Genomic DNA, 20,479 nt, shown 5'->3' on the forward strand with positions numbered 1-20,479 from the left:
TTGGTTTTAGTTTCCTTATTTGTTTTTCCTTTTTCTGCTGATATAAAGTCCTGCCATACCTCCTGTGGAGATTATCAGAAGCAGGATCGGCAGCCAGATATTTGTGCTGTCACCTGTTTTTGGTGCGTTTGATACCTTCGTCTCTTCATGGGACTGTGGTGTATCCGGTGTGTTCGGTGTTTCTGGAACTTCCGGCTTCTCATTTGTCAGATTAAAGGTAACTTCTACAACCGGTGTACTGTCATCTGCATAAGCAAATGTCACTTCATGCTTGGTTTGATCCAGTGTGTATCCATCCAGTGTCTTTGTTTCCACCAGATAATACTTGATCGCTGTATCATATTTGCCGTTCTTAAATGTGGCAATCTCATACAGCTTACTTTCTGCATGACCGGCAGCATCTGTCTTTAAAGTTTCCAGAACTTTTCCTTTGCTGTCACGGAGTTCAAATTCTACCCCTTTCAGTGGTTCTCCTGACGATTTATCTGTCTTATTGAGAATCACTTTTCCCTTGGCAGTATCATCTTTCATAGCCACTTTCTGGATTTCTCCGGTATCTTTCACCTCAAATGTCACATCGGCTGTCAGAAGATATCCTTTCGGTGCCTGCTCTTCACGTAAGGTGTATTTACCGATTGGCAGTTTTTCAATATAGTGTGCTTCCTCTGTGGAAATCCAGCTCTCTACTACCTGATCATCCTTATCGAGAATTGTCAGTTTCGCACCCGGAATCTCAGTTTCTCCTGTGATATCCGTCTTACTGATCTGCACTTTTGTCACATCATCTTTCATCTCATGCTTCTGAACCTCTGCTGTATTCTCTACTGTGAAAGTAATACTTTCTGCAGTGACATATCCATCTGCCGGTTTTGTCTCTGTCATGGTGTATTCCTTACCAACAACCAGTTCTTTGATCACATGGGATTCTTCCGTAGAAGTCCATTCATCTACTGTATTGCCATCTGAATCCGTTACTTTCAGGTGTGCACCTGGAAGTTCTTTGCCTGTTGTCAGGTCTGTTTTGGTCAGCTCTACTGTGGTTGGCTGATTTTCAAAAGTAAAGTCGTAGCTTACTTCTGCCTGGTCTTCTCCAGCATATTCAAAGGTAAATTCCTGTACTTCATCTGTTGTAACAAATCCGTCTGGTGCAAAGATCTCTTTCACATAGTATTTTCCGTCTACCGGAAGATCTGCCGTAAAAGTGATCTGTCCTTTTTCATCCGTTACCCGCTGCTCAATCAGACTGTCTTTCTCAAGAAGTACCTCGCCCTTTGCATTTTTGATATTTTCACTGGTATAAAGACCGAAGACACCACCTGCAAGGACACGTTCTGTATCCTTTTCTTTCTTCAGAACCGTAATCTTTACTTTCTGACGGGCATTCTGCCATTTCTCATCATAAGTGATGACTGGTGTGTCCTGATCACGGTAAGAAAGATCAACATATCTCGGCTCTTTGTCCAGCACATAACCATGGGCTGTTTTTACTTCCTTCACATAGTATTTTCCAGCCGGGAGATCTCCCATCTGTGCAATACCATTGGAATCTGTAGTAATGGTTCCCACTTTTTCATCTGCTTTGAAATAATCTTCACTGACACCATCTGCCGCTTTGATATCTTCCGCAGCAAATACATCGAACGTCACATCTGTAAGGCTTCCGGTTACATACTCAAAAAGATGCTCCACGGTACCTTTTACATGATCCAAAAGTGTTATCTTATCCAAAAACTCTCCATTTTTGTTGATGATCAGAAGTCCTGTCGGTACTTCATCTTTCATCTCTACTTTCTGAATCTCGGCGGTATCTTCCAGAGTGAACTTCACATCCGTTGCTTTCAGATATCCATAAGGTGCCATTTCCTCACGAAGAGTGTATTCCTCTCCAACTGTCAGGCGTTTGATCACATGTGGCTGATCTTTTACAGACGTCCACTGATCCACAACATTTCCTTCTTTATCAAGAACGGTGAGTTTTGCCCCATCCAGCTCCACACCTGTTGTTACATCAGATTTCGTGATTTCTACTGTTGTCGGCTGGTTCTTTTTCACAGTTTTCAGTTTTACTGTCTTCACATCCTGTCCCTGGTAAGAAGCATCCAGATTCAGAACTTCATCAGAGGATACAAATCCCGCCGGTGCCTTTAACTCCTTCACATAATACTGTCCAAGTGGCAGATCCAGCGTACATGCCGCAAGACCATCATTATCAGAAGTCATTTCCTGTAAGAGTGTGTCTGCTTTCACGATTGCTTTTCCATCTGCCTTGATATCCGCTTTGTTATAGATACCAAAGACAGCTCCTGCTACGGTTGCACCATTTTCTGCATCCTGTTTTTCTACCTGGATTGCAACTTTCTGTCGGTCATCGCCAACAGTCACTTCCTGTTCGATCACAGGTGTATCCTGATTGGCATAGACAAATGCGACTTCTGATCTGTCATGGTTCAGTACGAATCCTTCCGGTGCAGTCTTTTCTACCACATAGTAAGAACCAAGCGGCAGATTCTCTGCAACTGCTTTTCCGTCTTCTCCAGTCGTTACCGTTGTTACCAGTGCATCTTTTGCATAGATCAGCTGTCTGTTTCCGTTTTCATCTTTCTGATAATCCGGTGTATAGATATTTTCAGCTGCATAGACATTAAATTCCGCACCCTTAAGGTATCTTTCTTCATAAACAAAATCCTTTTTGAATCCGGTCAGCATTTCACCTTTTTTATAGATCGTCAGCTTTCCTTTTACCGGATGGTTCTCGTAATCTACCGTAATAATGGCATCTCCGCTCTCAGAATCCATCTGGTATGCTGTGTTTGCATCCACCGCAATCTCTACATAGTTCTTGTTGATTGTGTACCCTTCCGGTGCGTTGACTTCCTCAATGCGGTAATGTCCGATCTTCAGATTCTTCGGCATGATCAGATATCCCTGGCTGTCCGTAAAATAGGACTTATGGGTTGTTGTCACTGGGTAAGTTGTTACCTGTTCCACATACTTCTTGTTGTCCAGGTCGTACACTTTAAATTCTGTTCCTGCAATCAGGACGGATTTCTTTGTTTCATCGTCTTTTTTCACGATTTTCAGTTTTGCCTTAAACTCTTCATCCAGAAGCACTCGCCAGATCTGTGGCTCATTTGGATGATGCTCTGTGATATTCACTTCAAAATCATCGACTGGCTTGTAGTTGTGCGGTGTTGTTGTCTCACGCACGATATAGCTTCCAAATGGTAATGGAATACTGCAGGCATACCCTTTTTCATCTGTGAAAATCTCAGTTGCTCCTTTTTCTCCACTCACTACTGGTTTTGCAGAATCAAAATCATAACTGCCATCTGCTTTCTTTGTAAGGGAAGATTTCAGATAAACTGTAAATCCAGCTCCGGATAACAGATCTGCATCTGTCTTTCCATTGTTGGCTGCTTTAATAATCTGGAATGGCTGCTTGATGACCTGCTCACTGGAAGTGCACTCTCTTTTCACTTCTGCTGTCATATCTCCTTCATAACTGCACGTAAGATCATGCTCTTCTGTATCTGCCAGGTATCCGGTCGGAGGTGTAATCTCTTTGATATAATATTTGCCAAGATACAAGCCATTTACAGAAGCCTGTCCTTTGTCATCTGTTGTAAGAGATGCTATCTGTTCTCCTGCTTTATAAATAGTTCCGGTTGCTCCGTCCGGATGCACAATATCTTCACGGGCATACAGACCATAAACTGCACCTTTCAGTGTGGCATCTCCCTGCGGTACTGCTTTTCCTGTTTCTTTATCAACTTTGAATAAATTGATCTTTGCTGTCACACGGTCATTACTGAAGGTATGGGCAAAAGATACGGTTGCTTCTTTATCATTGGTGTAAGAAAACTTGAACGTATACACATCTTCTGTATTTCTTACATAGCCTTCCGGTGCCTGATCTTCTTTTACAAAATAGGAATATCCAATCGGAAGATCCGCTGTGAATTTTGCATTCCCATCTGCTCCAGTAGTTGCTTTCTCAATCAGTGTTCCTTTTTTCACAACAACGGTTCCGTCTGCATTTCTAATATCATCGGATGCATACAGAGCAAAAATACCGCCATTCAGTGGTTTCTTGGTGTCTTTATCCTGTTTTACTACGGAAACATCTGCTTTCTGTCTCTCGTTGTTAAAAGTCACATCTGCAAATACAACTTCTTTATTCTGTCCGGCATAGGTCAGAGTCACTGGCTTTTCTTCGCTGCCGTTATAGAAATTGTCCGGTGCTTTTGCTTCTTTTACCACATAGGTTCCAAGATGCAGGTTTTTCAGTGTGACAGAACCATTCTCACCTGTTGTCAGATTTTCTTTTACCAAGTCACCTTTGCTGTACACTTTTGTGCCATAAGCAGTTACGATATCCGCTCCGGCATACACGTTATATACTGCATTTTTCTGTCTGCGGTTCTCATACTGGAATACGGTTCCACTCTCACTGACTTCTGCACCGATAAGAACCTGACCTTCTTTGTAAATGGTAAGCTCTGCCAGCTGCTCCTTGTTTTCCACGGTCACAGCCGAGGTCTTACTTGCTACCAGTTTCACATTTGTTGCCGTTGCATTTACTACATATCCCTGTGGCGCTGTGATCTCTTTCAGATAAACGGTATCCTGTGTCTTGATGATCGTAACAGAGGATTTTCCATTCTTATCTGTTGCCGGCATCTGAGTGATCAGCTTTGTACATGCCTCATCGCTGTATACACCGAATACTGCACCTGCAAGATTGACATCCGCTGTATCGTCTTTCTTTACGATTTCGATCGTAGCCTGTTCAATCCAAGACACTTTGAAATCAATATATTTTTCATCTGTCACACCTTCACCAAATACCAACGCAAGATCCTGCGTGTCAGATCCGGTGGTGATTTTATAAGCAGAGTAATCTTTTGTAATACTTCCCTTCATTGTAGAAGACCAGCTCTGTGCCACGTCACTCACCTGTGTCAGTGGTGCAGAAAGATAAAACTTTGTTCCTCCGCAAATTTCTACACTTGCACCAGCTTTACTTGTTGTGCCTGTGCTTAGATTATGAAGTTTCACACCAGACGGAAGCTTCATCGTAATTGTCTGTAGCTTATCTGCTTTGAATGTAATATCTTTGGTTCTCTGTGAATTGCCATCCACATAAGCTTTTACATCTCCATCAGAAAATGACATTGCTACATCCGGTATTTCTGGCTGTGAAACACAATAATTATACAATTTCATTGCTAAATTCTTGGCTGTACTATTCGCTCCGGAAAAAGCGTCGCCACTTCCATTAGCATAAGAAGCCGCCAGATGAACAAGAATGAATTTTGCTCCAGCACTAAGATTTCCATAACCATTCTCTTCTGTAAAGAATCCTTCATCTCCTGCTGCCTTGGTTCCGTAATAACATACCTTAGCTAATGTTTTTCCATCTCCGACTTTACTAATCGTGTAATTACCTGTTCCTGGTCCCGGTTTTGATGGCTGTACACAGTAAGCAGTCGCAGATACATTTCCAAACTGAACCGTATACTGATAGGTAAGATAAGAACCATAACCATAATCCGCATAACGATACAGAGTTCCTCTTGTAACAGATACTTTCTGTACACTTCTTGCACTTGTCTTTGCCATAAAAGTGACTGTTTCACCAGCTTCCATGGCGTATAAATCAATTCCTTCCTCTTCCGCCTGCTCCATTGCATCCGATACTGTAAGACCTGTTTCCGAATCCGTTGTATTTTCAGTATCTTCTTCCATATCCGGTAATAGTTCGCTTGCCTGAGAATCAAATTCTTCTATCTCGCTTTCCGTCACTTCCTCTGTTGGAAGCAATTCCGAGTCTGCTTCTGAATTCTCCGTTTCCTCTGTCTGCTGTTCACTGCCAGCTGTTTCTGATTCGGTTACTGCTTCACTCCCTGCAGTTTCTGTCTGCACTTCTGTTTCTTTCTCACGCACAATCAGCTTTCGGCTGATCTGGTACTTCGGATGCTCCTGATTTACCGGTTCCACATAATAGACCGCTTTGTAAGTGTCCGCATGATCTGTCGTAAAATCCTCATTCTTATCATTCTTTGCTTCCTCAAATGTGACTTTACACTCATAGTTGTTTTTTCCATAAGATATTGTTCCTTTCGTAGATTTTGTTGCGTCCGTCTCTTCAATGGTCGTTTCTCTGCTACCGCTCTTGGCGCCTACCAGTCCCTGCAGTAACAAAGGCTTGTTCATTGAGAACGGAATGAAATTGTCAAGGTACAAATCCGTCACATCATTTTGTGTAACTTTTTATTGTTTTCATGAATATTTTAAGCTATAATGTAACCGAAGTCCAAAAACTGACGGTAACGCTAACGGTTACGAATTAACGATTGGAATGAGGTATGATATGCCATTAAACTGGAATGATGAAACGATTCCATCAGAAGCAGATAAAACAACAGATATATTAGGATTTAAAGAGATCGGTGGTGTCGGCCAACTGATTTACCATCCTTTCCGCTTCAAGAAATATGAACTTGATATTGATAAAAGCGGTGATTATTGCGCAACACCATTTTGCCGCCCCGGATATGAACCCATCTTTCCTAAAGAAGATTTTCTTTCTGGGCAGGGACTGCTTGCCAGCCTTTGCAATCTAGCAATGCAGATAAACAGCTTTGATAATAAAATTCCATATACACAGCTCATCATGGAATGGTGTACAAATAATATGCATCCATATACTATTGATTTCATCTATTCTGAATTGAATGAATCATTTGATATAAATAGCTTCGATGCAGAAATGGTAGAAAGAGACGGAACATTTGAGATTAACACCTTCCTAGATGATCTTGGAAAATTATATAATGCAGTCATGTTTTATGTTGCTCTCGAAGGTGTCTGTATTGCCGATGACGAATCTGCATATGATTTATCCAAAGAAGGAAAATACTTTGAGGGGTACTCTTTCTTTGATAAATATAAGCATCCTATCATTGCAATACCGGATGACTTAGATTATGGAGATGCAAAAGGAAACCTCATAGAAGAAATGCGAATTGATAATGAGTACATTAAAAATCATCCGGCAAAAAAACCTCCAACCGGAGAATTTGCTATTACACCATATGACGATTACGATGAATTGCGGAATGCGCTTATTGACATCATTCCGGAATTTACCATGAAATTAAAGGTAGATCTCCGCACTAACCGATTAGAATTTTCTACCGATATTAATTCTGTATTTGATATTGCATGGCTGACACTTGCAAGAATGCTTTCCGAAGACCCTGCACCAGAAGATAAAGGCAAATCGGATAATCGTCCAGAAGGCATTATGATTCGTTGCCGGAACTGTGGTAAATTCATAATTCGAAAAAGTAACCGACAGGAATTTTGTGATGCCGAAGAATGCCAAAAAGTTCGAAATGCCCGAAAGCAAAAGGCCTACCGTGAACGAAAAGCCATTGAAAAGGCTCAAAAAAGTAAGAAAAAAGCACATTAATTTATATAATTTGGCGGAAAAGCAAATAGATTATTGTATCTAATGTCAGCCAGATACATGCAATTATGTGCTATGATATTATATAAAATATGTTTAAAAGACACCGGAATCCCCCTATGCAATTTCGCGAAAAAACGAGTGTGAGGGGGCATCTGTCTTTAGGACAAAAAGGCACAGAGATAATACTCCCCCATGGGGGCTAAAGGAGGACATATGGCAAAAGCAAATATCGAATTACCTATGTTTTCAACAGATATAGATGAAATAAAGATTTATGAGCTTAATCACGTGATTTTAGATTTATTATTAGCAGACAAAAGTTCCAAAAGAAACATTCTGTGGGCCACAAAAGACTATCTCTCGTATGGTAACTTATACGATGAACATTGTCAAATAATGCCGGAGCAAATCACTTATGATAATCTAAATGTTATTCAACCACGTGTTTTGAAAGAGAAAGACAAACAAACATCACGTACAAAAGGAAAAGCAGAAGTTTTTACACCAGCTTATGTTTGCAATAAGCAATTAAATCTTGTTGATGATGCATGGTTTGGTCATAACAACATTTTTAATAAAACAACACGTTTTGGTTGGAAAACAATAAAAAGAAAAATCGTATTTTCAGATAAAAAGCCTTACAGATGGCAAGATTATATTGACCTAAAACGTCTTGAAATCACTTGCGGAGAAGCTCCATATATAACAAGTAGATATGATATGCAGACAGGTGCTTTTATTCCTGTACAAGACAGAATAGGCATACTTGACCGAAAACTACGCATTGTATCCGAAAATACTTCTTGTTTAGAGGATTGGATAAAATGGGCAACACGTAGTATCGAAAGCGTTTATGGATTTGAATTTCAAGGAGATAGTTTAATTATTGCTAGAGAAAATGTACTATTTACATTTATTGAAAATATGTACATGAAATTTGAATGTGTTCCAGATGTTAAATTGCTCAAGAAAATAGCCAATATTATTGCATGGAATATATGGCAAATGGATGCATTTACATATTCTATTCCCTACAAAAAAAAATTACCTCAATATCAACAAACCAGTCTATTTGCTGATGAAGTGAAAAATAATCTTTGTAAGATAAAAGATTGGCGTTCAAAGGAAACCCTCACATACTCAGAATTATTTAAGGAAGGTGATTGATTTGGAAAATATAGAACTTATTTCAGAACTAATAACAGGCCGAGTTAAACCTCATATTTATGCATTTACAACTAATACAATCCCAAACTATTTAAAAGTTGGTGATACTTATAGAGCTCTCACTGTAAGACTGAACGAATGGAGAAAACACTTTCCAAATTTACAACAAGTGTACAGTAATCCTGCATCTATTGATGACGAGATATTTTTTAGAGATTATGCTGTGCATGATTTTCTCATTCACGAAAAAGGGAAATATCGTTTATTGATTGAGGATATGGTTGATTTTCCTCCCGGCACTTATTATTCTAAAGAATTTTTTAAGGATACTACCAAAGCTGATGTTGAAGAAGCTATTATTGATATCCAAACAAGCTACAAGAATAATGACAATAAATATCAATTCTATAATGCCAATACTGCTCTACCGGAAACATATACATATGCTTCAACCGGATATTGGACTCCTAGACCCAATCAGCAGGAAGCAATTGATAATTTTATAAATGCTGTAGATAATGGCAGAACTAATTTACTGATGTATGCAGTAATGAGATTTGGAAAATCTTTTACTGCAATGTGCTGCGCTAAAGCCAAAAATTTCAAAAAAGTTTTAGTCGTATCTGCGAAAGCAGACGTTCGAGAAGAATGGAAAAAAACTGTGCAAAGCGCAGATAATTTTAATCAAGATTATGTTTTTCTATCATCAGAAGAGTTATTAAGAGATGAAAATATCGTATCAGATACATTAGCTTCAGAAAAAGGAATTGTACTTTTCTTGACTCTTCAAGATTTGCAAGGCACCGAAATTAAAACTAAACATAAAAGCGTGTTCGAAAATGAACTTGATTTACTAATAATCGACGAAACTCACTATGGAGCCAGAGCCGAGAGTTACGGGCGAATAATAAAAACAGCTAATACGGTCAAAGATATTTCCTTAAATCTATCTGATGATGGCGATGATTCTGTAGATGCAAACATTGTTGATAAGCAAATAAAAGAATTAAATGTACGAATAAAGCTTCATCTTTCAGGAACACCATATAGAATACTAATGGGAAGTGAATTTTCTCAAGAAGATATTATTTCATTTTGTCAGTTTTCAGATATTGTAGCAGAACAAGAATTATGGGATAAGCAGCATATCTCCTATGAAGATGATAAATATATTGAAGAAGACGAAGACAAATATCAAGAATGGGATAATCCTTATTTTGGATTTCCACAAATGATTCGATTTGCATTTACACCAAATGAGTCTGCACTAAGAATTTTGGATAGTTTAAAACAAAATGGTTCTACATATGCACTTTCTGAATTATTAAAACCTATGTCAATAAAAAAAACATCAGATGGAGACCATAAAAAATTTATACACGAAAAAGAAGTATTAGACTTGTTTGAAGCAATTGATGGTTCCAAAGACGATGAAAGTATTTTTGCTTTTTTAGACTACGATAAAATTTATGAAGGAAAAATGTGTCGACACATGGTTATAGTTTTGCCTTACTGTGCTTCATGCGATGCATTAGAAGAATTGATTATTACTAATAAGACTTCATTTAAAAATCTTTGTAATTATGAAATTATAAATATATCTGGTGTTGACGGTGCCCGAACATACAAAACTGTACAAGCTATAAAAGATAAAATCAGAAATTGTGAAAAGTCTGACCAAAAAACTATAACTCTTACAGTTAACAGAATGCTTACCGGAAGTACAGTTGAGCAATGGGATACAATGATTTTTCTCAAAGACACTTTCTCTCCTCAAGAATATGATCAAGCCGTATTTAGATTACAAAATCAATATGTTCAATCTTATGTAGATGAAGAAGGAAAAGTCATTAAGTTTAATATGAAGCCACAAACATTATTAGTAGACTTCGATCCTCATAGAATGTTCATAATGCAAGAACAAAAATCTTTAATTTACAATGTGAATACTGATAGTTCAGGAAATCATCATCTTAGAGACAGAATGGCATCTGAACTTAAAATATCACCTATCATTACTATCAATAAGGGAAAAATCCAGCAAGTATCAGCAACGGATATTATGGCTGTTGTTAGCGAATATTCAAGCAGTCGTGGAGTAAAAGATGAAGCAAACGACATTCCTGTAGATGATAATCTATTTGATATTGATGAGATAAAATCAGAGATAGAACGTCAAGCTGAGCTTGGTTCAAAAGGTGGATTAAAGACTGAAGCACACGAAGGTAATGGTACAGGATTTGACAATACTGATGAAAACGATGGCAATCGTAATGCAAATACTACAGGAACAAATTCAAATGGTGGAAATGATGATACTGCTGCTTCATCTACAACAGATATTGAAAACCAGATTCAGATTTTAAGAAACAAATTTAAAACATACTATTCCAGAATACTCTTTTTTGCATATTTGACAGAAAAAAAAGTCACTTCATTATCCGACATTATAGACATTTCTACAGAATCGGATAGCAAAAGAATTATGAAAAATCTGGATATAGATATAAATATCTTAAAGCTAATGGTTTCTCATATGTATCCATTTATACTGACCGCTTTAGATTATAAAATACAAAACATAAATGCTCTTTCCCATGACGAAAGCATTCCTGCTATGGAAAGAGCAATTACTGCTATGGGTAAATTCGGTAAATTGTCTGAATCTGAGATAACTACTCCTATTTCTGTAGCAACTAAAATGATTGAACTAATTCCAGATGAAGCATTTTCATCATTAGCAAGAGACAATCATCACATATTGGATATCGCAAGCAAGATGGGTGAATTTGCAATTGTAATATTTAACAAATGCACTTCTCTTGGAATAGACATAAATCTCTACAAAGATAAGATTTTGTCCGTTCCAACTTCGTCCGTAGCATATGAATTTACACGAAAGATTTATTCAATTCTAGGAATGGATATTTCATGTATTGCAGAACAGTTTACATCATACGATTTATTAAGTATTGTTGATGATACCCAAAATGTAGATTATGCTCATATACAAAAAATATTGTCACAAAATAAATGTTTTGCAGATATTTCATTAGAATGCGATGCAAAGGAGGTTGAAACATTGAAATTTAACGCAATTGTTGGTAATCCACCATATCAAGAAGATGACGGCGGCGCCGGTGCAAGCGCAAGACCATTATATCCATATTTCGTTAATATGGCGAAAAACTTTTCATCAGAATATTCAACCCTAATAATTCCAAGCAAATGGTATGCAGGTGGAAAAAATCTTGATAATTTCCGTGAAATGATGCTGTCAGATAAAACAATTAAAGAATTACACGACTGTTTACATCCAGAAGAATACTTCCCAGATACCAATAACCGAGGCGGTATATGCTATTTGTTATGGGATACTCAATACGATAATTCACATTCAAAAATGAAAGTAGTAACCCATGAGGGATCAGGAATTGAAACATCTTACATAAGAGATTTGAAAATACGTGATTTGGATATTTTCTTCCGAAACAATAAGGCTCTTAGTATTCTTGATAAAGTAATACCCGATAATACTACACCTGTTTTGCGAGATTATGTATCAGCTGCAAAGGCTTTTGGTTTCCGTACTTTTTTCATTTCTGATGCTCGATTTAGACCAACTCCGAACGGACTTACCGAACCAATCAAGTGTTACGGACGTGCAAACAATATTGGATTTGTTGAGAAAACGGAAGTATCTTCACACATTGAATGGATTGATAAATGGAAAGTATTTATTCCAGAATCAAACAACATAGGTACGGAATTAAACGATGATAATCAGAATTCATTTGTTGGTGCACCGCAAGAAATCTGCACAGAAACATTTTTATGCGTAGGAGCTGAATTAAATCTAACTCAACAATCAGCAAGAAACCTATCAAATTATCTTAGAACTAAATTTGCACGTTTTCTTCTAAGTCTTGCAAAAATCAGTCAACACGGAACAAGTAAAACATACCGATTTGTTCCTCTTCAAGATTTCAACGAGGAATGGACTGATGAAAAGCTTTACAAGAAATATTCACTAACACAACAAGAAAGAAATTACATAGAATCAAGCATCAAATCGATGTAGAAAAAAGCCACAATCCCGGTAGTCCTACTATCAACGATTGTGGCTTTTACCGTAATCGCAAAATGGTGTTTACCTTTTACCCTCTCTATTCACTTAAGCATTCATCCTTGCTCCGTCAGTAGTAAGGTCGGTAGTATCGCCCTTTCCCTCTGCCTTATTCTGCCCTGTGTTGCCCCAGTCTGCGAAGGTATGCATTATCATAAAACTGGAGTGCCGTGGCAGATGAAAAGTACTTTTATCATAGTTTTGTTTCTCCTCATTTCGCCCGGGAATGCCCTGTTTTGCAAGAGTTTTCGGGATTCATGTAGTTTGCTCTAAAATTACAGATTGTGGCAAATCAGAGCAGAATTAAGTATCACAACTGTAAACTGGTACCAATCTGATCTAAAAGACGGCTTTTTACTTTCATTTTTCCATTTCTAATCACTTCTCCATATCCATTGCCATATGTATCATTTTCTCGAAGGATTCTCTGAAATGCTCATCATCCTCCGATGTCCGTTTTCTTGGTCCTTTTAAATGATTCTTTCCGGATGCCCTTCGTGCCTTCTTATTCAGATGCCGTTCCATAAGCATCTGGTCAATATTCTCATTGGTATACCATCTTCCGGATTGATGGATCGCATACGCACCTTTTCCAAGAGCCATTGCCGCCACTCCATAATCCTGTGATACAACAATATCGCCTTTATGACAAATACTGATCAATTTATAATCCACTGCATCTGAGCCGGCTCCAACTACAATCACCTCACTGTAATCAGAAGACAACACATGATTTGTATCACACAATAACGTTACTGGAACACTGTGCTCTTTTGCAACTTTTTCAACAATGCCAACTACCGGACAGGCATCTGCATCAACAAAAATCTGCATATTCTTTCCTTTCATTACACCTGAACGGACTGCGAACCTCAATGAGATTACCACTCGGATCATACAGCCTTACAAGCTTCTGTCCACCTGCAAGTTCTGTCAATTCTGTGGCATATCGGACGAAATACTTACCGGATTCATATGTTGCAAGCAATCCATCTATATCAAATTCCTCGAAATACAGTTCCATCCTGTTATTGAATGGCGTGGAAGTCCCATCCAGCGTCTTCCTCCATACATCAGCATCCTGCAAAACAAGACCCTCCGATAAGATCACATTACCTTCATTTTTAAGAATCACTTGCAGTTCAAATAAGTCCCTATAAAACTCTATGGATTTTTCTATATTGTTCACCACGATCAATACATTTTTCAGCATATCCGTCACCTCGCAATCCGCATGCGGTTAAATAATCTTTCCGGACAAATGATCAATTTCATGCTGACAGATCTGCGCCGTCCATCCGGACAGTTTCTGACGCTGTTTTTTCCAGTTGAAGTCATAATACTCCACTTCTATTTTCTGGTATCTGGTCGTCTTACGAACACCGTCCAGGGACAGACAACCTTCTTCTGTCTCATACATGTCATGCTTTGAAACGATCACCGGATTAAACATCACAACATCTATGAATCCCATATTCACAATGATGATATTCTTCTTTACACCAATCATATTCGCAGCCATGCCAACGCACCGTTCCCGGTTTGCTTGCAACGTATCCTGCAAATCCCTTCCAACCTGGATATCTGCTTTCGTGGCTGGTTCAGATAGTTGTCCCAAAAAGAAAACGTCTCTTACGATTTGTTTTACCATTTATTTTCTCCCTGTAGCTTTTTTCCAATTTATTATTTATATCGAGACAAACTTCGTCTCCTTCATTCACTTTTTTCCTGATAAATCCACAAGAGTCACTATTACCATGACTGGTGCATCATCCGATCGTTCTTCACAACCAAAATTCAGATTTTCCTTTTAAATGATCAGTTGCTCCTTGCAACCGTCTATAGGTATCTGCCGGTTTACGTGCAAAGTCGGACACGGTTCTTTTTTCAACGATTATTCCATTCTTTATCCACTTCTATCGTTGCTGTATCATTTCGTTTGTATGCGTTCGATTGGTATAAATACGGCTTCTGAAGATCACTTTTTACAGTGAGTTTTTTCGTCTGGTCATTATTCTGTGTTTCAAGCATATAGTCTGGTTAGGTGATATACTATCATTGATTTTATTTTCGATATCCAGACAAGCCTGCTTTACATCTGGCAATCCTTTCACATTTCCATCATCATCAACACCAAAAAGAATTGCTCCACCATTGTAATTCGAAAAGGCACTGACTGTTTTCAAAAAAGTATTTGAACTTGCCATTAAGGCATCCATCCGGATGCCAAGTGATCTGCTGAGAGTAGTATCTGCCATTTCGTCAACAGGATCAACCATTTAATTCCTGGAACATTTTTCTGCATCAATCGCAAGTACAAACATCAGAGCATCCAATGCATTTCCCGGATCCTGTACATCAATAACATATGTATCCGTCATATGAAACAGTTCTTTACTAACCCGTGCAATTGAATAACTGTTTCGATCAAGAATGGTATAATCCCATTCCATAATGGTTCCATCAATATGCCATCCATTGTAGTCAATATTATAATGTGGTGTCAGGAATGAGAACTCTTTGCTCAGGCGTCCGATATAACTGCCGCTTTTATAAATCTCAAATTTTGGAAGAAAAGTAAGAACTTTCTGAACAACCATTCCTACTTCATTTCCATAGGCATCATAAATTACAAGTTTATGTCCCCAGGACAGCTGGCCTTTTACTATATAAACAGTGTTGCCGGCTTCATCATAAATATCATAGCTGTCAAACCATGAAAACAACCTTTGTTTAAACAATAGCTTCATAACTTTTCACCTCTCTCTTCGACTATTTATCATCTTTGCAATTTTCTTATATTATTCCCTAATATATCTGCTTCACTTGTGAATACTTTAAATAGAATATCCCATATCGTAGGCTTTTTGGAAAATACTTTGGTTCTTGACCAATCCAGCATCCATCACGTTTGCTGCATATAGCTTTCCTGCAATCCTGTATTCTTCCAGATGCTCTACAAAACCATTCAGATCACCAAGGGATCTTTCAATAATGTCCTCACCCAGACCAGCCGATATAATATAGTAAACCTCTTTTTTACCAAGATGCTGCCAGATTGGATAAGTACGGTCAATAAAAGTCTTCATCTGGGCCAGCCATATCATCTTTTAATACACAGATGCCGCCATTTCTCATACAGCCGTCACAGGCTCTGCAAAAGCCTATATTCTTCTCCATGATACGTACGATTTCCACCTGATGTCCTTTTGCTTCTGCACCTTTTTTGAACACAGATAAGCATTCCCCCGCTTCAAGTGTGCGGAGCACTAATCGGCGGGTGAGGGGGGATGCTTATGTCAGTGGGAGTTGAAAGCTCCCACTGACAGATCGCGAAGCGACTGCGTTCATGAGCAAGTAGCGAAGCGGATTGCGAATGTCCGCTTTACCTGCTCACACAAAATTTGTGAATTTCCTTTTTTTCTTGGTGAGCTTGAAATTATCAATACATTTTTCATTGTTTTGTCTCCCTTTGTTTAAAAATTTCCCATTTCATCTATGACATCTTCTGCTTGTAGAAACACTCCGATTCTACAACGTCGGATATGCATTTTCGGGTACTAAAAATAAGCAAAGGAATGCTCCTGTATGGCATTTTTTGCCCAGGTCACGGAATCCCGACAATAGTTTTACCCCATAATCCAGCCCATCAGTGCTGACATTACGATCATTACCATGGAAAACAAAAAGGAATTTACCGATATCAGTGTTGCCCTCTGCCCCGATGGGATCATCTCATTTAACAGTACATCTGTCCGCACTTCCAAAAAATCATCGGACAGAGCGCCGACAAAACCGCCCAGAATCATAAGATAAGGTCTCCCCGTAAAAGTCATCCCAAAGGCAAACAGCACCCCTGCTCCGCCTGCCAGCAGCATTCTGACATAAGAACAGTCGGAAAAATACTGCGATATTTTTGCGCCTGCTGCCGCGCCGAGCCCCATCACAAACAGGGCCGGTCCGAGAAGAGCACCGTCAAGTCCCGCAAGAGGAAGTTTCGCCTGCAGGAAAAACAATACCAGCGTTGATACTGCGCCGATCAGCGCATTTGTAATCATGATAGTTCTTGCTCTCTTATTTGAGCGAAGAAAGGTCCAGCTTTCTTTTACAACCTCAAAAAGCTGTTCCCTGCTGCTGTTGTTTTTTGTCTTCGTATCTTCCATGACCTCCTGAAGGCTGCCTGCAATGAAAAGGGCGACAAGGCAAAACAACAGATCCAGAGCATAGGCCTTCCGATAACCCAGCCACAGTGCAAGCCCTGCACATAAGGTAGCCGCAGATTGCGTGATACGATAGAACATCATCTCTGTTGATGAAAATCGATTATAAGAGTCTTCATTCCCGTCTTTCTTAAGACTGTCGTAAGCCAGAGCCTCCCGCGTTCCGGAGGCAAGATTATAACTGAGGGCGCTGCTGCTGATGGCCAGTGCCACGGTTCCAAAACTGTCTGACAGGATCATGAGTCCCCCAGACAAAAGCATCATCACCTGACTGAGTACGAGGGTCTTTTTCCGCCCAAACACATCGGCTATCACACCTGATGGCAGTTCAAAACAGAAGCTCACGATATGAAAAATACTTTCCAGCAGTCCGATTTCCAGAACAGAAAAACCTCTCAGCGCCAGAAGAGCCACCCAGGAGGAACCTGCCGGCAGAAAATATCCCACAGCAGTTAAAAGATACAGCTTATTGATTTGTTTTTTTGACATAAAAAATCTCCTTTTTAAAATATTGATAAGATATCTTAATCAGGAGACAGTGCTTGCTTTTTGTCCGTTTATTATAAACTGTTTACCTGAAAAAGAGCGCACTATCCCTGTAAACAGCGAAAACGTTACCTTTCATCAGATGAAGTGTTGTTGTTTTCCAGCTCATTGTGTGCTCCTTTCCTGTCCATTTGGTATTAGATTATCACAGAAATCCGCGGACTGCAAGAATTTCTTAAAGTGCGGTTCCTTTCTTCGGAACAAAGAAGCCTTTCTTATTCGTATGCTCCAGCTCCAACAGAGCAATTTTCTTATCCATCCCCCCTGCATAACCCGTCAGGCTACCGTTCGTTCCCACCACACGATGGCAAGGGATAATAATGGAAACCTCGTTGTGTCCCACCGCCCCGCCTACAGCCTGGGCAGACATGGAAGACGTGTTTTGCATAGCCGCCAGTTGTTTTGCAATCTCTCCGTATGTAGTTGTCTGCCCGTATGGAATCTCTAGCAAAATCTTCCACACGGCCTGTCGGAACGGAGAACCTGCAGGATGAAGCGGCGGCGTAAAATCCGGTTTTTCTCCAGAAAAATAAAGATCCAGCCACTTTTTCGCCTCAGCGAGCACCTGCGTCTCCTCCGAAATTCTTTCCTTCGGAAGTGTATTGGCAAAATACTTCTGTCCCTCAAACCATAGCCCCGTAAGCCCAATTTCATCTGCTGCCAGCAGAATACCGCCCAACGGTGACTGATATGTGCTTGTGTATGTCATATTTCTCCTTGCAGTAATCTCCGTTTCTTTAGATTCAACACCAGGAACTGTTCTTTTTAAATATAAAAGTGTCTTTAATAATAAACTCTATTGTTTTTTCCTTCATAAACTTTTACCCCTTTATCATTTTTGTTTTAACAGTTTCTTAAAATATTGTGCCAAGGCAGTATCTGTGCAATATACATAACATCCCTTCATACCTCTTGTCATGAGTGTTCTGTATGTATTTTTTATAATTTCATCTGCAACCTGATTCGCTTTTTCTTTATCTTTCTTTGCTAGTGTTTTTATTCCTTTCAAAGAATTATCGGTCTTTGCACGTTTTGTGTAGTCTGTAATCACTTTCCCGTTTTCATATCGCAGATCATCACCAATAATGACACCCGTATAATCAAATTCTAGTCCTTGCGATGTATGAATACATCCAGCTTCATGAACTGACTCTTCACTGATTGCAAAAGCATCTCCACCATTTAGATTCCAGCTTATGGAATAATCTCCGATCTCGATATCATGGAAATCGGCTTTTATAATCAGATTACTTCGGTTTCTTTCTTTTCCCTGTTATTTTTTCTACCTCCAGAACATATACCAGTGTTCTGGAAATTGCTGCCGGATTAAAATAAACATCTTTTCCCTTATGATAATGAGCCATAAGTTTCTTTAATGCATCCATTTTTTCTTCTTCATCAAGAATTCTAATCTGCCCTCTGCCAATCACACTTTCATATGCCATTGTACAATAGCCTTTTTCCTCAAAATACTGGAGTTGATGTTTACAATCCATTTCAAAAGACGCTCTGTTATCTTTTTTAATAAGGTCTACTTTATAACCTTCAAGCGCACTGTGAAAATACAGGTTAACTTTTCCATCGACTATTTCCATTCCAAAATTCAATGGTAAAATATACGGATACTCATCATCGTTAAGTGCCAATCTGCACACATCGCAATTTTTCATAACTTCTATGATTTCATTAAACTCTTTGATTTCTCTATTTTCCTGTCTCATATTTACCTGCCTCTCCTTGCTTTTGTGTGAACCCCAGACAAGAGAAAATTGAGTAAAGCGGACATTCGCAATCCGCTTCGCTACTTGCTCATGAACGCAGTCGCTTCGCGATCTGTCAGTGGGAGCTTTCAACTCCCACTGACAGAAGCATCCCCCCCTCACCCGCCGCTTAGTGCTCCGCGCACTTGAAGCGGTGGAATGCTTATCTGCGTTCAAGGTATATTATATCTACATAACTGCCCTGAAATTATCTGTAATGTATTCCGCTCCAGTAAATATTATCTTTCACGATTGTTTCCGGTGGAAGCTCCACACCATCCAAAGCCCATTTTTTATATTCTGCAAAACCCACACGGTCTATAATATATCCCACATGTTCCTTACCGCCAGGCGCATTTGGATCAATATATTCTTTCACAAATTTATAGGTATTCAGGATTACTTTGATGATGGTGTCTTCATCTGCCCAGATCAGAAAATCTTCTCCCAGACGTGGATTTTTCTTTCCTGTTCGTCCCATAAGTGTCAGACGATAGTATTTTTTTGTGCTTCTGGTCCATGCTCTGGTTGGACATTTTGTCACGCAGACTCCACATCCTACACATTTTTCCTCATTGCGCACGATCCGGTAGTTTTCCATCTTTAATGCATCCACCGAAAGCTTATCACAGCCTTTTACACAAGCGCCACAGGAAACACAACGGTTAGGATCATACTGTGGCTCTGTCATACCAATAATTCCAAAATCATGCATTCTCGCCTTGATACAGTCATTGGCACAACCTGTAAGTGCAATTTTAAAATGAAGATCATTAGGAAATATAGCCTTTTCAATTCTCTTTGCAAAAGCTGCTGTATTATAATTTCCAAAAGGGCAAACTCTGTTTCCGATACATGCACAGACATTTCTGGTTCCTGATGCAGGATATCCGGCACCTGGAACCATTTGATTGATATGGAGATTATCAATAATCGGTTGAAGCATCTCGTTAACTTTATCCATATCTTCCAGATGGATCCCTTCGATTTCAAATCCCTGTCGTGTGGTAAGATGGATCTGGCCGTTTCCATATTTTCTGGAAATATCTACCACCTGCTGCATAACATCTGCATTACAGCAGCCTCCCGGAACACGCACTCTGGAAGCCGTAAGCCCACGGACCTTTGATACACGGAAGGCATTTTTCTTCAGTTTCTTTGTATTGATATCCATTACGATTTC

At 39.2% G+C, this 20,479-nt stretch carries 16 protein-coding genes; 3 read left to right on the forward strand and 13 right to left on the reverse strand.

The genetic code is table 11. The annotated features are described in order from the left end of the window. Nucleotides 1-15: 15 nt before the first annotated feature. Complete coding sequence (locus DXA57_RS00910; RefSeq protein WP_330423167.1) at nt 16-6,204, reverse strand: SpaA isopeptide-forming pilin-related protein; 6,189 nt, start codon at nt 6,202-6,204, stop codon at nt 16-18. 169 nt (nt 6,205-6,373) lie between these two features. Here DXA57_RS00910 and DXA57_RS00915 point away from each other — a divergent pair, with 169 nt between their 5' ends. The 3 genes from DXA57_RS00915 to DXA57_RS00925 all read left to right on the forward strand — a co-directional run bounded on the left by DXA57_RS00915 (nt 6,374) and on the right by DXA57_RS00925 (nt 12,725). Continuing rightward, complete coding sequence (locus tag DXA57_RS00915) at nt 6,374-7,477, forward strand: hypothetical protein (protein ID WP_117764031.1); 1,104 nt, start codon at nt 6,374-6,376, stop codon at nt 7,475-7,477. A gap of 213 nt (nt 7,478-7,690) precedes the next feature. Further along, nucleotides 7,691-8,644 (forward strand): restriction endonuclease subunit M, encoded by a 954-nt coding sequence (locus DXA57_RS00920; protein WP_199612643.1) that lies wholly within the window; start codon nt 7,691-7,693, stop codon nt 8,642-8,644. A gap of 1 nt (nt 8,645) precedes the next feature. After that, entirely contained in the window at nt 8,646-12,725 is a 4,080-nt protein-coding gene (locus DXA57_RS00925) for an Eco57I restriction-modification methylase domain-containing protein (protein WP_117764032.1), read from the forward strand. A gap of 423 nt (nt 12,726-13,148) precedes the next feature. On the opposite strand, the gene DXA57_RS00930 is transcribed toward DXA57_RS00925, so the two are convergent. The 12 genes from DXA57_RS00930 to asrC all read right to left on the reverse strand — a co-directional run bounded on the left by DXA57_RS00930 (nt 13,149) and on the right by asrC (nt 20,470). Then, nucleotides 13,149-13,604: a YaiI/YqxD family protein gene (locus DXA57_RS00930; protein ID WP_117764033.1), complete on the reverse strand. Its 456-nt coding sequence runs from the start codon at nt 13,602-13,604 to the stop codon at nt 13,149-13,151. Further along, entirely contained in the window at nt 13,588-13,983 is a 396-nt protein-coding gene (locus tag DXA57_RS00935) for a VOC family protein (RefSeq protein ID WP_117764034.1), read from the reverse strand. The genes DXA57_RS00930 and DXA57_RS00935 overlap by 17 nt, the downstream gene beginning before the upstream one ends. 27 nt (nt 13,984-14,010) lie before the next feature. Continuing rightward, complete coding sequence (locus DXA57_RS00940) at nt 14,011-14,421, reverse strand: peptide deformylase (protein ID WP_117764035.1); 411 nt, start codon at nt 14,419-14,421, stop codon at nt 14,011-14,013. A 334-nt stretch (nt 14,422-14,755) separates the two neighbouring features. Beyond that, nucleotides 14,756-15,049: an ATP-binding protein gene (locus tag DXA57_RS00945; protein WP_243005671.1), complete on the reverse strand. Its 294-nt coding sequence runs from the start codon at nt 15,047-15,049 to the stop codon at nt 14,756-14,758. Then, the gene (locus DXA57_RS00950; protein ID WP_117764036.1) at nt 15,050-15,520 is read right to left on the reverse strand and encodes an LURP-one-related/scramblase family protein; all 471 of its coding nucleotides are present in this window, start codon (nt 15,518-15,520) and stop codon (nt 15,050-15,052) included. An 87-nt stretch (nt 15,521-15,607) separates the two neighbouring features. Next, nucleotides 15,608-15,859 carry a hypothetical protein gene (locus tag DXA57_RS17400; protein WP_243005672.1) on the reverse strand — a complete coding sequence of 84 codons (252 nt, stop codon included), beginning with the start codon at nt 15,857-15,859 and terminating at the stop codon, nt 15,608-15,610. After that, entirely contained in the window at nt 15,843-16,004 is a 162-nt protein-coding gene (locus DXA57_RS17405; protein WP_243005673.1) for a hypothetical protein, read from the reverse strand. The genes DXA57_RS17400 and DXA57_RS17405 overlap by 17 nt, the downstream gene beginning before the upstream one ends. 395 nt (nt 16,005-16,399) lie before the next feature. Then, the gene (locus tag DXA57_RS00965) at nt 16,400-17,479 is read right to left on the reverse strand and encodes an MFS transporter (RefSeq protein ID WP_117764037.1); all 1,080 of its coding nucleotides are present in this window, start codon (nt 17,477-17,479) and stop codon (nt 16,400-16,402) included. Nucleotides 17,480-17,711: 232 nt separating this feature from the next. Next, nucleotides 17,712-18,245 carry a methylated-DNA--[protein]-cysteine S-methyltransferase gene (locus DXA57_RS00970; protein ID WP_117764038.1) on the reverse strand — a complete coding sequence of 178 codons (534 nt, stop codon included), beginning with the start codon at nt 18,243-18,245 and terminating at the stop codon, nt 17,712-17,714. 123 nt (nt 18,246-18,368) lie between these two features. Beyond that, the gene (locus DXA57_RS00975) at nt 18,369-18,782 is read right to left on the reverse strand and encodes a DNA/RNA helicase domain-containing protein (RefSeq protein ID WP_330423178.1); all 414 of its coding nucleotides are present in this window, start codon (nt 18,780-18,782) and stop codon (nt 18,369-18,371) included. A gap of 1 nt (nt 18,783) precedes the next feature. Next, a complete protein-coding gene (locus DXA57_RS00980) occupies nt 18,784-19,257 on the reverse strand; it encodes a pyridoxamine 5'-phosphate oxidase family protein (RefSeq protein ID WP_117764039.1) in 474 nt (157 codons plus the stop codon). A gap of 247 nt (nt 19,258-19,504) precedes the next feature. Continuing rightward, on the reverse strand, nt 19,505-20,470 hold the full coding sequence (gene asrC / locus DXA57_RS00985; protein WP_117764040.1) for a sulfite reductase subunit C: 966 nt from the start codon (nt 20,468-20,470) through the stop codon (nt 19,505-19,507). Nucleotides 20,471-20,479: the final 9 nt, after the last annotated feature.

It is taken from the genome of Blautia sp. OF03-15BH (assembly GCF_003463065.1).
In the GTDB taxonomy this organism is placed as follows: domain Bacteria; phylum Bacillota; class Clostridia; order Lachnospirales; family Lachnospiraceae; genus Limivivens.